Consider the following 17,599-nt stretch of genomic DNA (forward strand, 5'->3'; position numbering starts at 1 on the left):
TTCCCAGCTGCGGAATAGGAAAATAAGCTTTTGCTTGCACGCGGCAAAGCAGGCCTTCGCGCCTCCGCGAAAACCTTTTGCATGCAGGCGTTTACCGGCTGACGGTGCGAAAGCCGAGATGCGATGCGGCGAGCGTCTCCTCCTGGGCGTGGCGGGCGGCGGGGCGGTAGCGGGCGCAATAGTTGCTGGCGCAGAGATAGGATCCGCCCTTGATCACCCGCGCGCGGGCATCGGGCTGGCGCGGATCGAAGCTCGGATTGCCGGGCGTTCCGTCGCCGACCGCAAAGGGCGCGTGGCTGGGCAGATACCAGCTGCCGGTCCATTCCCAGACATTGCCGATCAGGTCATAGGCGCCGGCACCGTTCGGCTGGAAGCAGCCGGCAGGCGCGCGGCCTGCATAGCCGTCGCGCTTGGCGTTGGTGTTCGGGAAGCTGCCCTGCCAGAAATTGGCGCGATCCGGGCTGGGCTCGGCATCGGGATCGGCGATGCCCACCCGCGCCGCCGCCTCGAACTGCTCCTCGCTGGGCAGCGCGCGGCCTGCCCAGCGGGCATAGGCCCGGGCATCGGCGAAGGTGACGGCGACCACCGGCTCCTCCTCGTGCCCGGCAATGCCGCTGCCCGGCCCCTCGGGGTGGCGCCAGTTCGCGCCCGGGACAAAGCGCCACCAGCGGCGCGGATCGGGCTCCTCGATCGCGGTTTTCGGCGGCACGAACACGAAGGCGCCGCCGCCGGGCTTCTCCGCTTCGGTGCGATAACCCGTCGCCGCGACGAAGGCGGCGAACTGGCGGTTCGTCACTTCGTGGGCGTCGATGTCGAAGGCGGGGACGTCCGCCTCGGTCGGCGGGCCTTCCTCGGGATAATAGCGGCTGCTGCCCATCACGAAGCGGCTGGCGGGGATGCGCACCGGCCGATCGACATGGCTGCCGGCGCACACCCGCGGCGGACCGGCAGGGGTGGGTGCCGCTGCCGGGCGCGTCGCCCAGAGCAGCGGCAGCGCGACCAGCGGCGGAATTGCGAGAAGCGCGACCGGCTTCACGGGAAGGTCGCCGGGGTGGTCTGCATCACGACGCGCGCGCCCTTGGCATAGCCGTCCCACGCGGCGACCAGCCTCTTCAGCCGGGCCGGCTGATCGGCGGCGCGGTCGCGGGTCTCGCCGGGATCTTCGGCGAGGTTGTAGAGCTTCCAGCCGTCGCCGAGATCGACGATCTTCCAGTCGCCCTGGCGGATCGCGCGGCGGCCGAACAGCTCGGTGCCGACGATCTCCTTCGGGCCATGCACCGCCTTGGACTGCCCACGCAGATACGGAAGCCAACTGCTCCCGCGCACCGGCTGCACCGCGCGCCCGCGATAGTCGTTGCCCTGCCAGCTGCCGCCTGCGGCTTCGACGAGCGTCGGCACCACGTCCATCACCGTGCCATAGGCATGGCTGATCCCGCCCTGCCGCTTCCAGCCGGGATAGGAAAGGAACGCGGCCACGCGCGTGCCGCCTTCGCTGGTGAAGCCCTTGTAGAGGAACGACGGCGTCGTCGCCGCCTGCGCCCAGCCGGGGCCATAGGCGGTGTAGGAGGTCGCCGCGCCCAGATTGTCGAGCCGGTTGTCCGCCGCCTTCAGCCGCGCCGCCATCGTCGGCAGCCTGGTGGTGGCGAGGTCGATGCCCTCCGCACCGTTGTCCGCCAGGAACAGGATGATGGTGTTGTCATACTGGCCGGTCGCCTTGAGGTGGGCGATCACCTTGCCGACATTCTGGTCGAGCCGGTCGACCATCGCCGCATAGACTTCCATCAGCCGCGCCTGCTCCTGCTTCTCTTGCGCGGAGAGGTGCGCCCAGTCGCGCCCGTCGGGCAGCACGAAGGGGTGGGGCTTCACGCCCGCCGGCACCAGCCCCAGCGCCTGCTGGCGCTTCAGCCGCTCGGCCTGGAGCACTTCGAACCCGGCATCGTAGCGGCCGCGATATTTGGCGATGTCCTCGGCCGGAGCCTGCAGCGGCCAGTGCGGCGCGGTGAAGGTGAGATAGGCGAAGAAGGGTTTCGCCGGATCGGCATGCCCGAGAAAGCCGATCAGTTTCGATGCGTAGGCGTCGGACGAATAGAAGTCCTTGGGCAGGCTCGGCAGGGTGGCGCCGTTCTCGCGATAGGTCGCCTGGCCGGGCAGCGGCACGGCGGTCGCGTCGATGCCGAAATGATTGGCACCGCCCTGGAGCAGCGTGAATGCCTGATCGAAGCCATGGCGGGTCGGATCGTCCTGCGGGCGCGTGCCGAGATGCCACTTGCCCGACATCGCCGTCGCATAGCCGAGGTCGCGCAGCCGTTCGGCCAGCGTCACCACATCGTCGGGCAGATAGCCCTGATAGCCGGGCTTGCCGACCTGGTTGGGTGCGACCAGCTCGGCCATGTTGCCCAGGCCTGCCAGGTGGTTGTCGGTGCCCGAGAGCAGCATCGATCGTGTCGGCGAGCAGGTGGGCGCGGCGTGGAAGCCGGTGAGCCGCAGGCCGTGTTCGGCCAGCGCATCGAGATTGGGCGTGTGGATCTCGCCGCCGAACGCACCGAGATCCGAATAGCCGAGATCGTCGGCGACGATGATCAGGATGTTCGGCCGCTTGGGGGGCGGGGCGGGGCGGGGCTGGTTCTGCGCCACCACGGCGGGCGAGGGGAGCAGCAGCAGGAGCAGGGCGGCGAGGCGAAGGCGCATCGAGGGCATATCCGAAAAGGGGCCGCGCCCCCTGAGGGGGGAGCGCGGCCGGTGCAGGCTGGGATCAGGCGGCGGCTTCGAGCGCGGCGACAGGCTCGGGCTTGAGCACCCGGCTGGGCGCACCATCGATGCCACGCGGCACATCCCCGGCGATGGTCGCGCGGCGCAGCGTGCGGCGCTGGGTGCCGAAATCGGCGATGGCGCGGTGCTGGGTGGCACGGTTGTCCCAGATCGCCACGTCGCCGGGGCTCCACCGCCAGCGCACCGTGTTCTCCGGCTTGGTCGCATGGTCCTGGAGAATGCCGAACAACCGGGCGAAATCCTCGCGGCTGAAGCCGACGAAGCTCTTCACGAAGCTGCCGAGCAGCAACAGCTTTTCGCCGGTGACGGGATGGACGCGCACCACCGGATGTTCGGTCTCATAGGCGGTGGAGGCGAATACCTCGCGGTGGCGGCGGACCTGCTCGCTGGTCGCCTCGGGCCGCTGCTGGGCATAGTCGAAGGCGTTGGTGTGGACCGCGCGGAGGTTCTCGACCAGCGCCTTGAGCGGTTCGGACAGTGTTTCGTACGCGGTCACCGCATTGGCCCAGAGCGTGTCGCCGCCCGCCGGCGGAATGGTGATCGCGCGCAGGATGGACGCGGCGGGATAGGCGGGCAGGAAGGTGATGTCGGTGTGCCACGCAGAAGCGGCTTCGCCTTCCTTGCTGTCCAGTTCGAGCAGGAAGCGCGATCCGGCCGCCACCGGCACCGTGGGGTGCGCGAGCGGATCGCCGAGCCGCTCGGCAAAGGCCTCCTGCGCGGCATCGTCGAGATGCGTCTGGTTGCGGAAGAAGATCACCTTGTGGCGGTAGAGCGCCGCGCGGATCGCCTCGACCGTGGCATTGTCGACGTCGCCGCCGAGGCGGACACCGCGGATCTCGGCGCCGATCCGGCCGGCCACGGGGTGCACGTCGAGCACGCTGTCGGGGTCGGCTGCGTTGGGGACGGCGGTGGTGAAGTCATGCGTCTGAACGGTCATGTGCATTCTCCTTCAGGGTCAGTCGTGGGGAAGTTGGCCGGCGGCACGCGCATCCAGCGCGCGACGGATGGTGGCGTGGCGCTGCGCATCGAGCGGAAAGCGCCAGATCAGGGCGGCGGAGAGGATGTGGGCGAGCGCTGGGCCGAGCGCGAAGACATATTTCAGCGTCTCCAGCGCCTCGGGCGTGTTCGCGCCCTTGGGGCTGAACCCCATCCAGGCGATCAGCGGCAGCGCAATGCCGATGCCGATCGCCGGCCCCGCCTTGGTGGCGAGGCTGAATACCGAGAAGAACAGGCCGGTGCGGTTGTGCCCGGTCTCCAATTCGTGATGATCGGCCACATCGGCGACCATCGCGCGCAGCATCAGGTTGCCGGAGCCTTGGGCGAGCCCCTGCGCGATAGTGAGCGCCAGCAGCAGCCCGATCCCGCCCGGCACCACGAACAGCAGGCCGAGGTTGATCGCGACCTGTACCAGCTCGCCCAGAATGGCGGTCTCGCGCTTGCCGAGGCGACGGCCGATCTGCAGCCAGATCGGGGCGGCGAATACGCCGAACACGAACTGGAACAGGTAGAGTCCGCTCGCCCAGGCCGGCGCGCCCATATAGTTCACGGCGAAGAAGGTGATCAGCCCGGCACGGATCGACTGGCCGGCGGTGACCGCCACGTCGGAGGCGAGCACGCGGACCAGCAGCCGGTCGCGCAGGATCAGGCTGGTGGTGCGCAGAAAGCCTTCGGGCTTGGGTTCGAAGGCGGGGCGGGGCGGCTCGCGAAAGGCGGTGAGGCTCAGCAGCAGCGCCGGCGCCAGCGTCAGCAGGATGAAGCCGCCGACGACGTGCAGTTTCAGCGCGATGTCGGCGGGGCGGATCTGTTCGAGGAGGGTCGGCAGGATCAGCACGAGGAGCAGGCCCGAGGCTTGCGCGGTCTGCTGGAAGGCTACCGATCGGGTGCGGCCGTGATAGGCGCCGGAAAGCTCGCCCGCCCAGGCGGAGAACGGCACCTCGATCATCGTCCAGCCGGCGTAAAAGATGAACAATGCGACGGCGAGGTAGAGCGGGGCGACCACCGCGGGCGGGAAGAACAGCAGCGCGGAGCCGAGGCCGAAGAGCAGGCCGCCCGCCGCGATCCACGGCCTGCGCCGGCCGAAGCGGCTGCGGGTGCGGTCGCTGAGCACGCCGACGATCGGATCGGCGGCGACGTCCCAGAAGCGGCCGAGGAAGAAGATCAGGCCGATGGTGGCCAGCGAAAGCCCGTACTGGGTGGCGTAGAGCTGCGGCACGAACAGGATCAGCGGCAGCCCTGCCCCCGCGATCGGTACCGCCAGCGAAGCGAAGCCGATCAGCCGCCAGGCCGGCGGATCGTCGGTACGATCCGGCGGATAGGCGATGCGGAACCGGGTGTCGTGGGCGGGGATCGTCGCCATGGGCTCACCATTTCGTCCGGAGGGTGGCGCCCAGCGTGCGCGGATCGCCGAGGATCGCCGTGACGAGCCCGGTGTTCGCGACGCTGAGCGTCTGGAAATAGTTCTTGTCGAAGACGTTGCGGGCCCAGACCGAGAGGTCGAACCTGCCCTTGTCCAGCCGCAGGCCGACGCGCAGGTTGGTCAGGTCGTAGCCGGGCACCAGGCCGTAGCGGCTGTTGCTGGCGACGGTGTAATATTCGGATCGCCACGACCAATCGGCATGGCCGTAGAGGTCGATCCGGTCGGTCAGCGCGTGGCTGGCATCGGCGCCGAGCGAGGCGGACCATTTGGGCACGCCGGCCAGCCGCTGGCCGCTCATGTTCTGGAGCGGCGATCCGCCCGGCTGCGCGGTGGTGGGGTTCAGCGCCTCCACCGGCGTCGGGCCGTTCGGATAGCTGCGGTAGGTCGCATCGGTATAGGCGAGCGCCCCGGTGAAGCCGAGCGCGGCGATCGGCTGCCACGCCAGATCCGCCTCGAACCCGCGCGAGCGGACCTTGGGAATGTTGGCGATATAGTTGATGTAGCTGTTGGTGCCGATCACCTGCTGGACAATCGTCGTCTGGTAGTTGGACACGTCCGCCCAATAGCCGGCGATATTCGCGGTCAGCGTGTGGTGGAACAGCTGCGACTTCAGGCCGACCTCGTAGTTATCGGTCTGCTCGGGATCGACGACGGGGCTGACACCGGCGGGGATGGTGGTGAGGTTCAGCCCCTGCGACTTGGTGCCGCGCGATGTCGTTGCGTAGAGCAGCACGTCGTCGACCGGCTTCCAGCTGAGCGTTGCCAGCCACGACCAGCTGTCGTCCTTGGCGTTGACGCTGTAGTTGGCGGGCGGGGCGAGGCCGTTGCGGATCGCCTGGGCGCGGGCGGCCTGGGCAGGCGTGAGCCCGGCGAGCGACTTGCCGTTGGTCTGCTGCGAGACATAGCTGCCCCATTTGTCCTCATGGGTGAAGCGCAGGCCGGTGGTGAGGCTGAGGCGCGGATCGATGTGCCAGGTGGTCTGCGCGAAGGCGGCGAGGCTGCGGGTGTGCGGATCGGAGCGCGAGCGCGAGGTGAAGCCGTTCACCGCCGCGTCGGAGACCGCGGGCGCGTCGGCCGGGTAGAGCCAGTTGGGTGCGTCCTGGCCGTAGATCGCGGCACCGACGCCGCGCACCACCTGCCAGAAATAATAGCCGCCGATCAGCCAGTCGATGCGGTGCTCGCCATTGGAAGCGATGCGCACCTCCTGGCTGAACTGGCGCTGGAAATTCTGCTGGTTGCTCTGGAGATTGACCGACAGCCGGGTGACGTCGGAATCGTTCGACGGATACCAGTTCCAGTGGCGGCCGGCGGTGATCGAGGTGATCGTGGCCCCGCCCAGATCATAGTCGATCTGGCCCGATAGCCCCCAGGTATCCATGATCGCGTAGAAGGGGGAATTGGCGTCGGTCTTCCGCGCGTACGGGTCGAAGGGCAGGGGCGTGTAGCCGGCGCGGGCGGCGCGCTGCAGCCAGTTGTTCGCGATGGTCGCGCCGTTGGTATAGCTGGTGAAGGCCGACACCGGCAGGTTGATGCAGCATTGCTGGCGCTGGTTCGAATAATCGCCGATCAGCCGGATCTGCAGCCCGGTCAGCGGCGTGACGAGCAGCTGCCCGCGCGCGGTGAAGTCGTCGTAGTTGTGGACGTCCTTGCCGGTCGTGACGTTGTGCAGGAAGCCGTCGCGATGCGTCTCGGCAAGGCTGATCTGCGCGGCGGCGAGGTCGGCGATCAGCGGCCCGCTCAGCGATCCGCGCAGCTGGCGGTAGCCGAAATTGCCGAAGCTCGCCTCGCCCTGCGCCTCGGTGGTGAAGCTCGGCAGGCGCGAGCTGATGTTGATCGCGCCGGCGGTGGTGTTCTTGCCGAACAGCGTGCCTTGTGGGCCCCGCAGCACCTCGACGCGCTCGAGATCGACGAGGTCGAACTGGCTCTGTCCCGGTCGGCCATAATAGACCCCGTCGATGTAGAGGCCGACGCCGTTCTCGATCCCGTCATTGGTGAGCGCGACGTTCGAGCCGAGGCCGCGAATGTTGATGTTGGTGTTGCGCGGGTTGAAGCTGAACACCTGCAGTGCCGGCACCAGCTGCTGGATCTGATCTAGCCGATAGTCACCGCGTGCCGCGAGCGTCTCGCCGCTGATCGCGCTGAGGGCAATCGGCACGTCCTGCGCGCGCTCGGTCCGGCGGCGCGCGGTGACGACGATGTCGTGTACCTGATCGGCCGGCGCGGCCTCGGCCTCGCTCGCCTCCCCCCCTAGCGGCGCGCGCACCGGATCGGCGGCCGCAAGCTGGACGGTCTGGGCCTGGGCGGCACCGGCGAAGAGCGCAACGAGGCTTGCGCCGGCAAGCCATGCCGACACGGACGAATGGAACGACAATGGTATCTCCCTGCTGGTCGTCGGCCGATCGTCCCTTGTCGGGCCGCACGGCCCCGCCGCCCGGGGATCGGTGCCCGAGCGCTCCGGCGGTCAGTGCGGATCAGTGGGGATCGTCGGCCTTGTGGAACCGCGAACGGGGGTCAGCGGCCCCGGCGCTTCGGTCGGATCATGGTACCTCCCTGTGGTGGTGTCTTATCTCTACTTAATTGGTAGAGATTCGGAACCTAGTTTGGCTTGGGCGCGACGAAGTGCAGCTTGGGCGCCGAGAGACGTCACCCGCGGCCAAGACCGGAACCGCCCGCTCCACCTCCGTCGGGCGCGCCAAGGCTTCCACATCCGCTGACCTCCGCCAGCCTTTGCGGGTTCACGATGCAGGATTGCACCGCTTCGCAATCGAACATGCGCTCGGACCCTTCGCGCCGGCACGTCGTTGAGAGCGGCGGTTCGGCCGGAGCAGGCTCGCCTCGGCACGAGTGTCCACACGAGCAAGGAGATGCCGCATGGCTGTATTCAACAAGGACATGATCGACCTGGCGACGAAGAACAAGAACTTCCAGAAGGAAGTCTATTACGACGACAACTGCCAGGTCGTCCTGATGAGCATCGAACCCGGCGAGGACATCGGCGAAGAGACGCATGACGCCGATCAGACCACCTTCTTCGTGGCAGGCGAAGGCCAGGCTGTGGTCGATGGTAGCCGTACGAAGGTGACGCCCAACCACATGATCGTCATCCCGAAGGGCGCGAAGCACAATATCATCAACAAGGGCGACGAACCGCTGAAGCTGTTCACCATCTACTCGCCGCCTGCCGAGGAGCAGGGGATCGCGCACAAGACCAAGGAAGAAGCCGAGGCCGCCGAGGCGTGACGGCATCGCCGGGGCGCGCCCGTATGCGCGCCCCGGCGGGTCGCGTCGGCGGCTGCGCTGCGCCCGCGCATGAGGGGAAGGACAATCGATGGCAGACATGGCGGGCTGGCTGGCCCTTGCGGCAACCTGTGTCGCAGCCCTGATGACGGCGTCCAATCTCGGCGCGCGGGTCACGGGCTGGGGCTTCGTCGTGTTTACGGTTGGCGCCGCTGCGTGGATCGTCGTCGGGATCGCGACGCACCAGACGCAACTGCTGTGGAGCAACATCTTCCTGGGCCTCGTCGATCTGTTCGGCATCTGGCGCTGGCTGGGGCTGCGCGCCCGCTTCAGCGATGCGGCCGAAGCCGAGCAGGAAATCAGCCGGCAACGGCCGGGGGAGAACCTCTTCGCCGCGTCCGGCCTCGACGGGATGCCGGTGAAAGGCCGCGACGGTGCTGTTCTGGCCTATGCGGTGGACGCCATGCTGGCATGCGCGGGCGGCGGGCTGTCGCACCTCGTCATCCGCGAGGGCGGCGTCGCCGGCATCGGTGAAACGATGCGCCGGCTGCCATGGCGTGACGTCCGCGTGCGGGATGGCGCTCTCGTGACGACGATGAATGCCGTGGCGCTGTCGAAGCTGCCCGTCGTGGAGCCCGTGTAGAACGCTCGACGGGCGCTCAGCTGCCGTGCTGCACCGGTTCCGCGACGTCGTGCAGGCCCATCGATGTCGCGACCGCGTCCTGCAGGGCCTCGATGACCTGGAACGCGGCATATGGCCAGATGAATGCCGGCTGCAGGCTCGAAGCTCCGTCCCGCCAGGGGGCGTTGTCGACCACAAGATAGGGAATGTTCAACCGCGCCAGCGACAGCGGCAGGGACGCTGCCGATCCCCGAAGCCAGTCAGCGGCGATGATTGCGGCTGCGGCAGAGGGAGAAGCGTCGACCCAGGCGTGCAGTTGGGCAACGGAAGAAAAGGGGCCAACGGTCCGCAGCCCGAACATGGACAGCGCCTGGGCGAGGTACGCGGTACAAAACTCCTGCTGCGCGGCCAGCAAGATGGTCGACTGTCGAAAAAATGGTTGGGGCGCCCACATGCTCGCCTCCTTCCTGTTGCAGCCAGAACTTCGGTTTCGGTTGTAAGATCCCGACGAAGATATTGATCTACGTCTACGCCAGCGTTCCGCCGGCCATGGCCGTGCGCGGCGAGGGGCGACGCTGTCAGGCGCGGCATGCGCCGAGCCAAGCGGTACCGGCGCCTTGCGCCCTCCGCGCGGCGGGCTGAAGCGAACAGGCGGGTTTTTGCTACCAACTGCCTGCAATCCTTGAAATTTGTCGAGCGACGCCAATATTGCTGGCCTCGTGCAACAACAGAAAGGAGGTGGTCGAATGTCTCATTGTCCCACGCCGCTGAAGGCGGATCCGATGCGTATGGCCGACCTCGCGGAGGCTCGTCGCGTCTGACGTCCTGGCCTTCAGAAGGCAGGCAATGGAAGGGCCGCTCCAGCGATGGAGCGGCCCTTCGTGCGTTCGGCTGCCGGGACGCGGGGAACGATGGCGACGCGCTGCGCTCCGGCGGGCCAGGCCCGGGGAATAGCGATCCGCCAGCCGAGGGCGCTGTGACAGGACGAAGCGCGCGTCGGGAACGAGCGCGCGCAGGCAGCATTTATCTCCCATGACGTCCGTTGCTTCCCGCTGGCCGGCGCGCCTTTGGCTGATCCGGCATGGCCAGAGCGCGGGCAATGTTGCGCGCGATGCGGCGCATGTCGCCGGAGCGGAGCGGATCGCGCTCGACCAACGCGACGTGGACGTGCCGCTGTCGGCACTGGGCGAGCGCCAGTCGCAGGCGCTCGGGCGATGGTTTGCGGCGGGAGGGGGGCTGGGCGCGCCCGATGCCATCCTGTGCAGTCCCTATGCTCGCGCCCATGCGACCGCGCGGCTGTTTCGCGACGCCGGCGGCGCCGCGATGGGCGCGACGCTCTGTACCGACGAGCGGCTGCGCGAGAAGGAGTTCGGCATCCTCGACGGGCTCACCACCGCCGGCATCGCCGCGCAGATCCCCGACCAGGCCGAGTTTCGGCGCCTGCTCGGCAAATTCTATCATCGGCCGCCCGGCGGCGAGAGCTGGTGCGACGTGATCCTGCGGCTGCGCTCGCTGCTCGATACCGTTTCGCTGCACTATGCGGGACAGCAGGTGATGATCGTTGCGCACCAGGTTGTCGTGCTGTGCATGCGCTATATCCTCGAGGGGATGAGCGAGGCGGAGATCCTCGCGATCGATCGCGAAGGCGATGTCGCGAATTGTTCGGTCACCGAATATGTCTGTGACGACAAGGGCCTGGAGCTGGTCCGCTACAATGTCACCGCACCGATGGAAGACGATGTGGCGGCGACGGTGACGGCGGCGCCCGATGCAAGGGTGGGCGCCCGCGGATGATCGCGCTCGATCGCGCCTGGCTGGCCGCCAACCCGCTGCCGCCCTGCGACGGCGCGACCGACAAGAACGCACGCGGCCGTGTGCTGATCGCCGGGGGATCGGAGCAGTTGCCCGGCGCGCTGCGGCTGACCGGTGAGGGCGCGCTGCGCGCAGGGGCCGGAAAGGTCCAGCTTGCGACGGTGGAGCGCGCGGCGCTGGGGCTGGGGCTGGCAATGCCTGAGGCGGCCGTCTTCGGCTTGACGGCGAACGGCGCGGGCGAACTTGGCGGTGCGGCAGGACGCGAACTCGCCGGGCTGCTGGAACGATGCGACACGCTGGTGCTCGGGCCCGGCACGGGTGCCGATGCCGATGCGGGGCCGTTGCTGGATGCGGTGCTGGCCGCGAAGCATTCGGCGCCCACGCTGCTGCTCGACGCGGCGATGCTTGCAGTGGCGGCAGAGCGCGACGCGGCGATCGCGGGGCGTACGGGCGGCACCGTGCTGACGCCGCATCCGGGCGAAATGGCCGGGCTGATGGCGGTGGATCCGGAGCGGATCGCCCGTGCCCCAGCCGACATTGCCCTTGCGGCCGCGACCCGCTTCGGTGCGGTGGTGGCGCTGAAGGGGCCGGAGACGCATATCGCGACGCCGGAGGGGACGGTGCTCCGCTATCCGGAGGGCGGTCCAGGCCTGGCGACGGGCGGGTCGGGCGATGTTCTGGCGGGCGCCATCGGCGGGCTGCTGGCGCGCGGCGCCGATCCCCTGATCGCCACCGCCTGGGGCGTGTGGCTGCACGGCGAGGCCGGGCGGCGGCTGGCTGCGCGCGTCGGGCCGATCGGGTTTCTCGGCCGGGAACTCCCGCAGGAAATCCCCGGCCTGATGGCGGCGGGTTAGCCGCGCTCGACCGCGCCGACTGCGTCGGCCACCGCGTCGGGCTGGGCATAGTGGAAAAGATGTCCCTCGCCTTCGATCAGCCGGAGGGTAGCGGTGGGCAGTGCCCGGGCGAGGCGCTCGGCATGCCGCGAGGGCCAGGCGATCCGGTCGCCGGCACCGGCAAGGATCGCGATCGGCATGTCGAGGTCCTCATATCGACGTGACAGGCTGGCGGCCGCCGGCACCATCATCGCCGCTTCGGCGGAAGCGGCGCGGAGCTGGGAGGGGCGCAGCGCCAGCGCCTTGGGGAACCGTTCGAACTTCGGCGATACCGGCGCGGGTGCGAAGCTCGCGGCGACCACGGCCGGGCCGGTCGCCGCGGCGACCAGCGGCGAGACGGTGTGCGCGAGGACGTCGCCGGCCAGCGGCACCGCCGCCAGACCTGCGGGGGCCACGTCGCCCCGGACGGTCGGATAGTAATAGCCCGACATCAGGACCAATCCCGCCACCTTCTCCGGATGATCGAGCGCGAGTGCCAGCGCGACCATCGCTCCCCAGCTATGCCCCACGACCACCGCCGACTCGATGCCGAGCGTGTCCAGCGCCTTGGCGAACAGCGCCGCCTGCGCCGCGGGTGTCCAGGCCCGGCCCCGGGGGCGGCTGCTATGGCCGAAGCCCGGCCGGTCGATGGCGATGACCCGGTGCGTCATCACCAGCCGATCGAGCACATCGCTGGCGATGAAGTCGCCGAGCGACACGCCGTTGCCGTGGAGCAGCACCACCGTGCTGCCGGAGCCGCGGTCCACGAGGTGCAGCCGGACGCCGTCGACATCGACGAAACGCCCCTGCGGCGGGTTCTGCGCTTCGGCGCGTCGGCTCGCGAGATGATGGAACAGCGCGGTGCCGGCGGCTGCCACCCCCATGGCAGCCGCGATGCGGATCGTGCGGCTGCGTTCGGACGTCGCTGGATGGTTGCTGTGCATGGTCAGGGAACGTGTCGTGATACGGCTTGGTTGCGAGTGTTGCGTGCGGCTAGCGTCGCCGGCGCCGGGCGGATCGTTCGACAGCATGCCGGCACCGCTCAGGCTTGTCGGCTGTCGTCGGCGCGGGTCAGCGTCGAGAGCTCGGCAGGGCGCAGTTCGTGGATCAGCTGCTCCATGCGGCACTGGGCGGGTGCCTTGTCCGGGCGCCAGCGCAGCAGCCTTGTGCCGTGGCGAAACCGGTCGCCGGTCACCTGGTCGTACAGCACTTCCACCACCAGTTCCGGGCAGAGCGGTTCCCAGGCGCTTTCGGCGCCGTTGTTCCAGCGGCTCGGCCCGCCGGGCGCCTTGCCGGTGAAGCCGGGCGGGTCGATCAGCGGTTCCAGTCGAGCGAGCAGCGGCCCGCGCGCGTCTGCTGCGATGCCGGACGTAAAGCCGACATGATGCAGCAGGCCCGCATCGTCGTAGAGGCCCAGCAGCAGCGATGCCACGCCGCCGCCCTCCTTCGTCCGCCGAAAGCCGCCGACGACGCAGTCGGCGGAGCGATGCTGCTTCACCTTCAGCATTGCGCGCTCGCCCGGGCGATACGGCGCGTGGAGCTGTTTCGCGACCACGCCGTCGAGGGCGCCGCCGCCCTGGGCGAGCCAGGCGCGGGCGGTCTCGATCCGCTCCGTGCGGTCCGACAGCAGCAGCGCCGGTCCGCCATGTTCCTGATGGAAGCGCTCAAGGCAGCGGCGGCGCGCTTGCAGCGGGGCGGCGAGCAGATCCCGGCCGTCCAGCCGAAGGCAGTCGAACAGCATCAATTGCGCCGGGGTGTCGTGCGAGAGGCGCCGGATACGGCTCGGCGCGGGGTGCAGGCGCGCCTGGAGCGCGTCGAACGAAAGCACGCCCCCGATCGGCAGGATGAGCTCGCCGTCCAGCGTGAAGTCGTCGCGCCCCACCGCCTCGATCATCTCGACGATCTCGGGGAAGTAGCGGCCCAGCGGCTTGCCCGACTTGGACAGGATGTCGACCTTGCTCCCGCGCCGGAATGCCAGTGCGCGGAAACCGTCCCATTTGGGTTCGAACTGCCAGCCCGTTTCCTCCGGCAGCGCGGCGACGAGCCTGGCCTCCATCGGCGACAGATCGGGCGTCGTCATCGGCGCTCTCCAGGCGCTGGAAACCGGCGGGAAAGTTGGAGCGCGTCGCCCAGCGCTGCGGAGGCCGCCGTGTTGTCGAACATGCACCAGACGGGGCCGGCGGCCTCGGTATCGGCGAGGAGCGCCGCCGCGATGTCGCGCAGGCGCGGCTCGCCATAGGCGGAGCGATACATCACCGGCGATCCATGCAGCCGCCAGTAGGAGAGCCCATGCCAGCCGCCCGGCACCGCTGCTTCAGGGACGCGCGCCGGATCGGCGGCGACGCGCGCGACCTTCCACCGGATGAGCAGAGCCTCGGCTGCAGGGGTGAACCAGCTGGCATGTCTCGGCTCGCAGGCGACGGGTACATTGGTCTTCGCGGCAACGGTGGCCGCAAAGGCGGAGAACATATCCGCGTCAAAGGCGAAGCTCGGCGGCAGCTGGAGCAGAAGCACCGCCAGCTTCTCGCCAAGGCCGCCGGCTTCTTCCAGGAACTGCGCGAGCTGCGCCTCGACGTCGACCAGTCGCCGGTCATGGCTGATTGCCCTTGGGATCTTGGCGGAAAAGCGGAAATGATCGGGAACGCTCTCGCCCCAGCGCTGCCAGGTGGACCGCCGGTGCGGGCGGTAGAAGGAGGAATTCACCTCCACGCCGCGTAGCCGTGCAGCATAGCGCGCCAGCGCGGAGCCTTCGGCCGGGAAGGCAGGGCGATCGACGGCAGGGATGGACCAGCCTGCGGTTCCGATCACCAGTTTCATCTTCCCCCCTCCACGGCAGCCAGATCCCGCTGTCTCATCGATTTTGGACGGCGTTCGTTCCGAAACCCGGCGCGGACAGACGGTCGCGGAGCTGTCGCACTCGCCGGCCGCGGCCTCGCGCACGCATTTCGGGAAGGGCGTACACATGCTTGATGCGCTTCGGCGGTGGAAGGCACCTGGTTTCGTGACGTGCGGTCCAAAGGGTGTTGGATGCCCGCCAACGGGCGGAGAGGGGGGCACGTACGGCACGTCCGTTGACGTCGCCGACCGGGCTGGCGATGGCGCTCGCGCCGGACGCAACCGGCGAAGGGGGAAATCATGAAGTCGAATGCACGCGCCTTCTTGCGGATGGGGGGCGGTGTCTCTTCCGCGCTCGCGCTCAGCCTGACGGCATGCAGCGGTGGGGGCGGCGGATCCAGCCCCGCGCAGCCGCCGGTGTTCAGCTCCGCAGCCACCGCCAGCGTCGTGGAGAATGTGACGGGCAGCATCTATCAGGCGGTGGCCAGCGACCCGAACGGTGACGCGCTGACCTATGCCATCGTCGGGGGTGCGGACGCCCAGCGCTTCACGATCTCGGCGGCGGGACAGCTCTCCTTCGTGGATTCGCCCAATTACGACCTGCCCGCCGATGCCGACCAGAACAATGTCTATGAGGTTCAGATCGCCGCCAGCGACGGCAAGGCATCGACCACGCTGGCCGTGTCGGTGACGGTCGGTAATGCCAAGGAAGGCGTCGCCGTGCGCCGGGTGGGCACCGGCTTCACCAACCCGGTGGCGATGGCGCCGAAGGATGCCCAGACCATGCTGGTCGCGGAGAAGGGCGGCGCGATCTACAGCCTTGATCTGGCGAGCGGCGCGAAGACCCTGGTGCACCAGATCGTCAGCGTCGGGTCCGGCGGCGTTCTCGCGATCGCCTATGGGCGCGGCGCGATCACCGACGGCAGCTTCTTCGTCATGTATGTACGGGACAACGGCTTCCTCATCATCGCGCATTTCTCGCGGAACGGCTTGGGCAACATCGTCGAGGAAAGCATGCCGGTGCTCGCGACGAGCGCCCCGAACTATGCGGGTGGCGGCGGGTTCATCTACACCGGCGACGGCCTGTTCGCGGCGATCGGCGATGCCGGGGGCGCCGGCGATCCGAGCGGCAGCGCGCAGGACGATTCCTCATGGCTCGGCAAGCTGGTCCGCATCGTGCCCAATCCGGACCCCTATGCGGGCGCGTCCCCCCAGTATTTCCTCGTCTCGAAGGTCGCCAAGGGTCTGCACCAGCCGCGCGGCGGCACCGGGTTCTCGAACGGAATCCTCTTCGCCGACCATGGCCAGGCCGTTGCCGAGGAGCTGAATTTCTTCACCGCCAACACGACGGGCGTCAATTTCGGCTGGCCGTTCAAGGAAGGGGTGCGGATGGTTGCCGGAACCCCGCCGGCCGGGCTGACCGATCCGGTCCTCGAATATTACCGGACGGGCGGACTGCGGACGGGGCAGTCGATCGTTGCCGGTGCGCGCGGTCCGAGCCAGGTGGCGTCGTTGCGCGACGTCGTCATCTTCGCGGACCAGGGCGGTGCGATCTTCACGATCAAGGGCAGCTTGTTGGTGCCCGGCAAGTCGCTCACGTCGGATGTCGTGGAACGCCGCGACGCCGATTTCGCGCCCGATGCCGGTACGCTGAAGCGGCCGGTGGCGATCGAGACGTCGCCCGGCGGCCTGGTGTTCCTCCTCGATGCGGGCGGCGACGTGTTCGCGGTCGAAGGCAGCTGACCGGCTCGCATGCGACGGATGTGCCCCGCGCCGACCGATGTCGGCGCGGGGCCACGTGCATCAGAACGCCGCGCGGTAGCCCGGCGCGAAGGGCTGGCCGTTGGTGTGGACCACGCGGCGGACGATCAGCGCGCGGCGGGAACGACGCCCTTCGGCGCGGTTGCCAGGCGCTGGATCAGGTCCACCTCGGCCTGGCGATAGGGCTTGCCGTCGCCGTGGAACACCTCGTGGAACCAGATGGTCGGTTCCTCATAGGTATAGGGCTTCTTCCAGCTGTCCCAGGGCAGACGGGTCTGCGACTTGCCGTCGACGAAGCCCCAGTTGAACATGGCGATGTTCAGTCGCTTGCCGATCGGGAGCGTGTTGTCGAACGTCGATCCGTTGCCGCGCGCCATATATTCGGTGCACAGCACCGGACGGCCATAGCTGAGCATCTGGTTGGCGCGGTGTTCGAACGTCTCGGGCCAGCTGTAATCGTGGAAGCTCAGCACGTCGGACTGGGCGATCTGGATCTTCTCGACGGCGTCGAGCGTGGCCTGGTCGTCCCAATGGTCGCCGATCCACACGCCCGAGGTGAGCGGCTGGATCGGATCCGCCGCGCGGGCCGCCGCGAACATCCGGGGCAGCAGCAGCGCGACGTACTTGTTCTTGTCCGGCGTAGGGGCGTAGTTGCCGCCGCCGCCGTTGTTGGGCTCGTTCCAGATGTCCCAGCCGAGCACGCGCTCGTCCCTGGCGAAGGTGGTGACGATGTCCTTCACATAGGCTTCGAGCTTGCCGTATTGCGACGCATCCTTCAGCCGCGTCGCGCCGGGCGATTGGGCAGAACCGGAATTGTGGACGCCCGGAATCGGCGGATGCTGCGGGCCGGTCTTGGGATCGGGATCCCAGCAGCTGTCGAAGAAGATCCACAGCGTCTTGATGTGGTGCCTGGCCGCGATCGTCATGAATTCGTCCATGCGGCGCTTGAGGCCCTGCGGGTCGGTTTCCCACAGCAGATTGTGCAGGTTCACCCGCATCACGTTCATGCCGATCTTCTCGGCCCAGCCAAGCTCGAGGTCGATGCGCTTGGGGTCCCAGGTCTCTGCCTGGAACATCTCGAGCTGGTTGATCGCGGTCGCCGGGGTCAAATTGGCGCCCACCATCCAGGGCTGCCGGGCGTACCAGCTATTGGCCTGCGCCTTGGTCCACTGGTCGCGCGCTTCGGCGGCGGGAAGGGTGGCGGCGAGCGCCAGCGCGGCGCCGGCGAGAAGGAAACTGCGGCGGATCATCATCAGGTCTGCTCTCCTTTTCTGC

15 protein-coding genes are annotated in these 17,599 nt (G+C 68.6%); 5 read left to right on the forward strand and 10 right to left on the reverse strand.

Features of this window, described 5'->3' with window-relative positions; genetic code table 11:
- Positions 1 to 91: 91 nt before the first annotated feature.
- The 5 genes from SPI01S_RS11075 to SPI01S_RS11095 all read right to left on the reverse strand — a co-directional run bounded on the left by SPI01S_RS11075 (position 92) and on the right by SPI01S_RS11095 (position 7,556).
- Positions 92 to 1,036: a formylglycine-generating enzyme family protein gene (locus tag SPI01S_RS11075; protein WP_157084651.1), complete on the reverse strand. Its 945-nt coding sequence runs from the start codon at positions 1,034 to 1,036 to the stop codon at positions 92 to 94.
- Entirely contained in the window at positions 1,033 to 2,688 is a 1,656-nt protein-coding gene (locus tag SPI01S_RS11080; RefSeq protein WP_066722293.1) for an arylsulfatase, read from the reverse strand. Before SPI01S_RS11080 ends, SPI01S_RS11075 begins: the two co-directional genes overlap by 4 nt.
- A gap of 64 nt (positions 2,689 to 2,752) precedes the next feature.
- Positions 2,753 to 3,706, reverse strand: a complete 954-nt coding sequence (locus tag SPI01S_RS11085; RefSeq protein WP_066722117.1) for a TauD/TfdA dioxygenase family protein — start codon at positions 3,704 to 3,706, stop codon at positions 2,753 to 2,755.
- Between the two features lie 18 nt (positions 3,707 to 3,724).
- The gene (locus SPI01S_RS11090) at positions 3,725 to 5,125 is read right to left on the reverse strand and encodes an MFS transporter (RefSeq protein ID WP_066722119.1); all 1,401 of its coding nucleotides are present in this window, start codon (positions 5,123 to 5,125) and stop codon (positions 3,725 to 3,727) included.
- Between the two features lie 4 nt (positions 5,126 to 5,129).
- Positions 5,130 to 7,556: a TonB-dependent receptor gene (locus SPI01S_RS11095; protein WP_066722121.1), complete on the reverse strand. Its 2,427-nt coding sequence runs from the start codon at positions 7,554 to 7,556 to the stop codon at positions 5,130 to 5,132.
- 500 nt (positions 7,557 to 8,056) lie between these two features.
- Between SPI01S_RS11095 and SPI01S_RS11100 the strand changes: the two genes are divergently transcribed.
- Positions 8,057 to 8,425 carry a cupin domain-containing protein gene (locus SPI01S_RS11100; RefSeq protein WP_066722124.1) on the forward strand — a complete coding sequence of 123 codons (369 nt, stop codon included), beginning with the start codon at positions 8,057 to 8,059 and terminating at the stop codon, positions 8,423 to 8,425.
- An 88-nt stretch (positions 8,426 to 8,513) separates the two neighbouring features.
- Positions 8,514 to 9,065, forward strand: coding sequence for a PRC-barrel domain-containing protein (locus SPI01S_RS11105; RefSeq protein ID WP_066722126.1), 552 nt, complete (start codon positions 8,514 to 8,516; stop codon positions 9,063 to 9,065).
- Positions 9,066 to 9,081: 16 nt separating this feature from the next.
- Here the strand turns inward: SPI01S_RS11105 and SPI01S_RS11110 are convergent, their stop codons facing one another.
- Positions 9,082 to 9,498, reverse strand: a complete 417-nt coding sequence (locus tag SPI01S_RS11110; RefSeq protein ID WP_066722128.1) for a hypothetical protein — start codon at positions 9,496 to 9,498, stop codon at positions 9,082 to 9,084.
- 578 nt (positions 9,499 to 10,076) lie between these two features.
- Between SPI01S_RS11110 and SPI01S_RS11115 the strand changes: the two genes are divergently transcribed.
- Together SPI01S_RS11115 and SPI01S_RS11120 are read left to right on the forward strand one after the other, a co-directional pair.
- Entirely contained in the window at positions 10,077 to 10,838 is a 762-nt protein-coding gene (locus SPI01S_RS11115) for a histidine phosphatase family protein (RefSeq protein WP_066722130.1), read from the forward strand.
- The gene (locus SPI01S_RS11120; RefSeq protein WP_066722132.1) at positions 10,835 to 11,710 is read left to right on the forward strand and encodes an NAD(P)H-hydrate dehydratase; all 876 of its coding nucleotides are present in this window, start codon (positions 10,835 to 10,837) and stop codon (positions 11,708 to 11,710) included. The genes SPI01S_RS11115 and SPI01S_RS11120 overlap by 4 nt, the downstream gene beginning before the upstream one ends.
- On the opposite strand, the gene SPI01S_RS11125 is transcribed toward SPI01S_RS11120, so the two are convergent.
- From SPI01S_RS11125 to SPI01S_RS11135, 3 genes are all read right to left on the reverse strand, one after another.
- Positions 11,707 to 12,672 (reverse strand): alpha/beta fold hydrolase, encoded by a 966-nt coding sequence (locus tag SPI01S_RS11125; RefSeq protein WP_169804500.1) that lies wholly within the window; start codon positions 12,670 to 12,672, stop codon positions 11,707 to 11,709. The genes SPI01S_RS11120 and SPI01S_RS11125 overlap by 4 nt on opposite strands.
- A 98-nt stretch (positions 12,673 to 12,770) precedes the next feature.
- Positions 12,771 to 13,808, reverse strand: coding sequence for an ATP-dependent DNA ligase (locus tag SPI01S_RS11130; RefSeq protein WP_066722134.1), 1,038 nt, complete (start codon positions 13,806 to 13,808; stop codon positions 12,771 to 12,773).
- On the reverse strand, positions 13,805 to 14,545 hold the full coding sequence (locus SPI01S_RS11135; protein WP_066722136.1) for a DUF72 domain-containing protein: 741 nt from the start codon (positions 14,543 to 14,545) through the stop codon (positions 13,805 to 13,807). The genes SPI01S_RS11130 and SPI01S_RS11135 overlap by 4 nt, the downstream gene beginning before the upstream one ends.
- 318 nt (positions 14,546 to 14,863) lie before the next feature.
- Here SPI01S_RS11135 and SPI01S_RS11140 point away from each other — a divergent pair, with 318 nt between their 5' ends.
- On the forward strand, positions 14,864 to 16,306 hold the full coding sequence (locus tag SPI01S_RS11140; protein ID WP_066722139.1) for a PQQ-dependent sugar dehydrogenase: 1,443 nt from the start codon (positions 14,864 to 14,866) through the stop codon (positions 16,304 to 16,306).
- A gap of 125 nt (positions 16,307 to 16,431) precedes the next feature.
- On the opposite strand, the gene SPI01S_RS11145 is transcribed toward SPI01S_RS11140, so the two are convergent.
- Complete coding sequence (locus SPI01S_RS11145; RefSeq protein ID WP_066722300.1) at positions 16,432 to 17,574, reverse strand: cellulase family glycosylhydrolase; 1,143 nt, start codon at positions 17,572 to 17,574, stop codon at positions 16,432 to 16,434.
- Between the last annotated feature and the right edge of the window lie 25 nt (positions 17,575 to 17,599).

Source organism: Sphingomonas pituitosa NBRC 102491 (assembly GCF_001598435.1).
Lineage (GTDB): Bacteria > Pseudomonadota > Alphaproteobacteria > Sphingomonadales > Sphingomonadaceae > Sphingomonas > Sphingomonas pituitosa.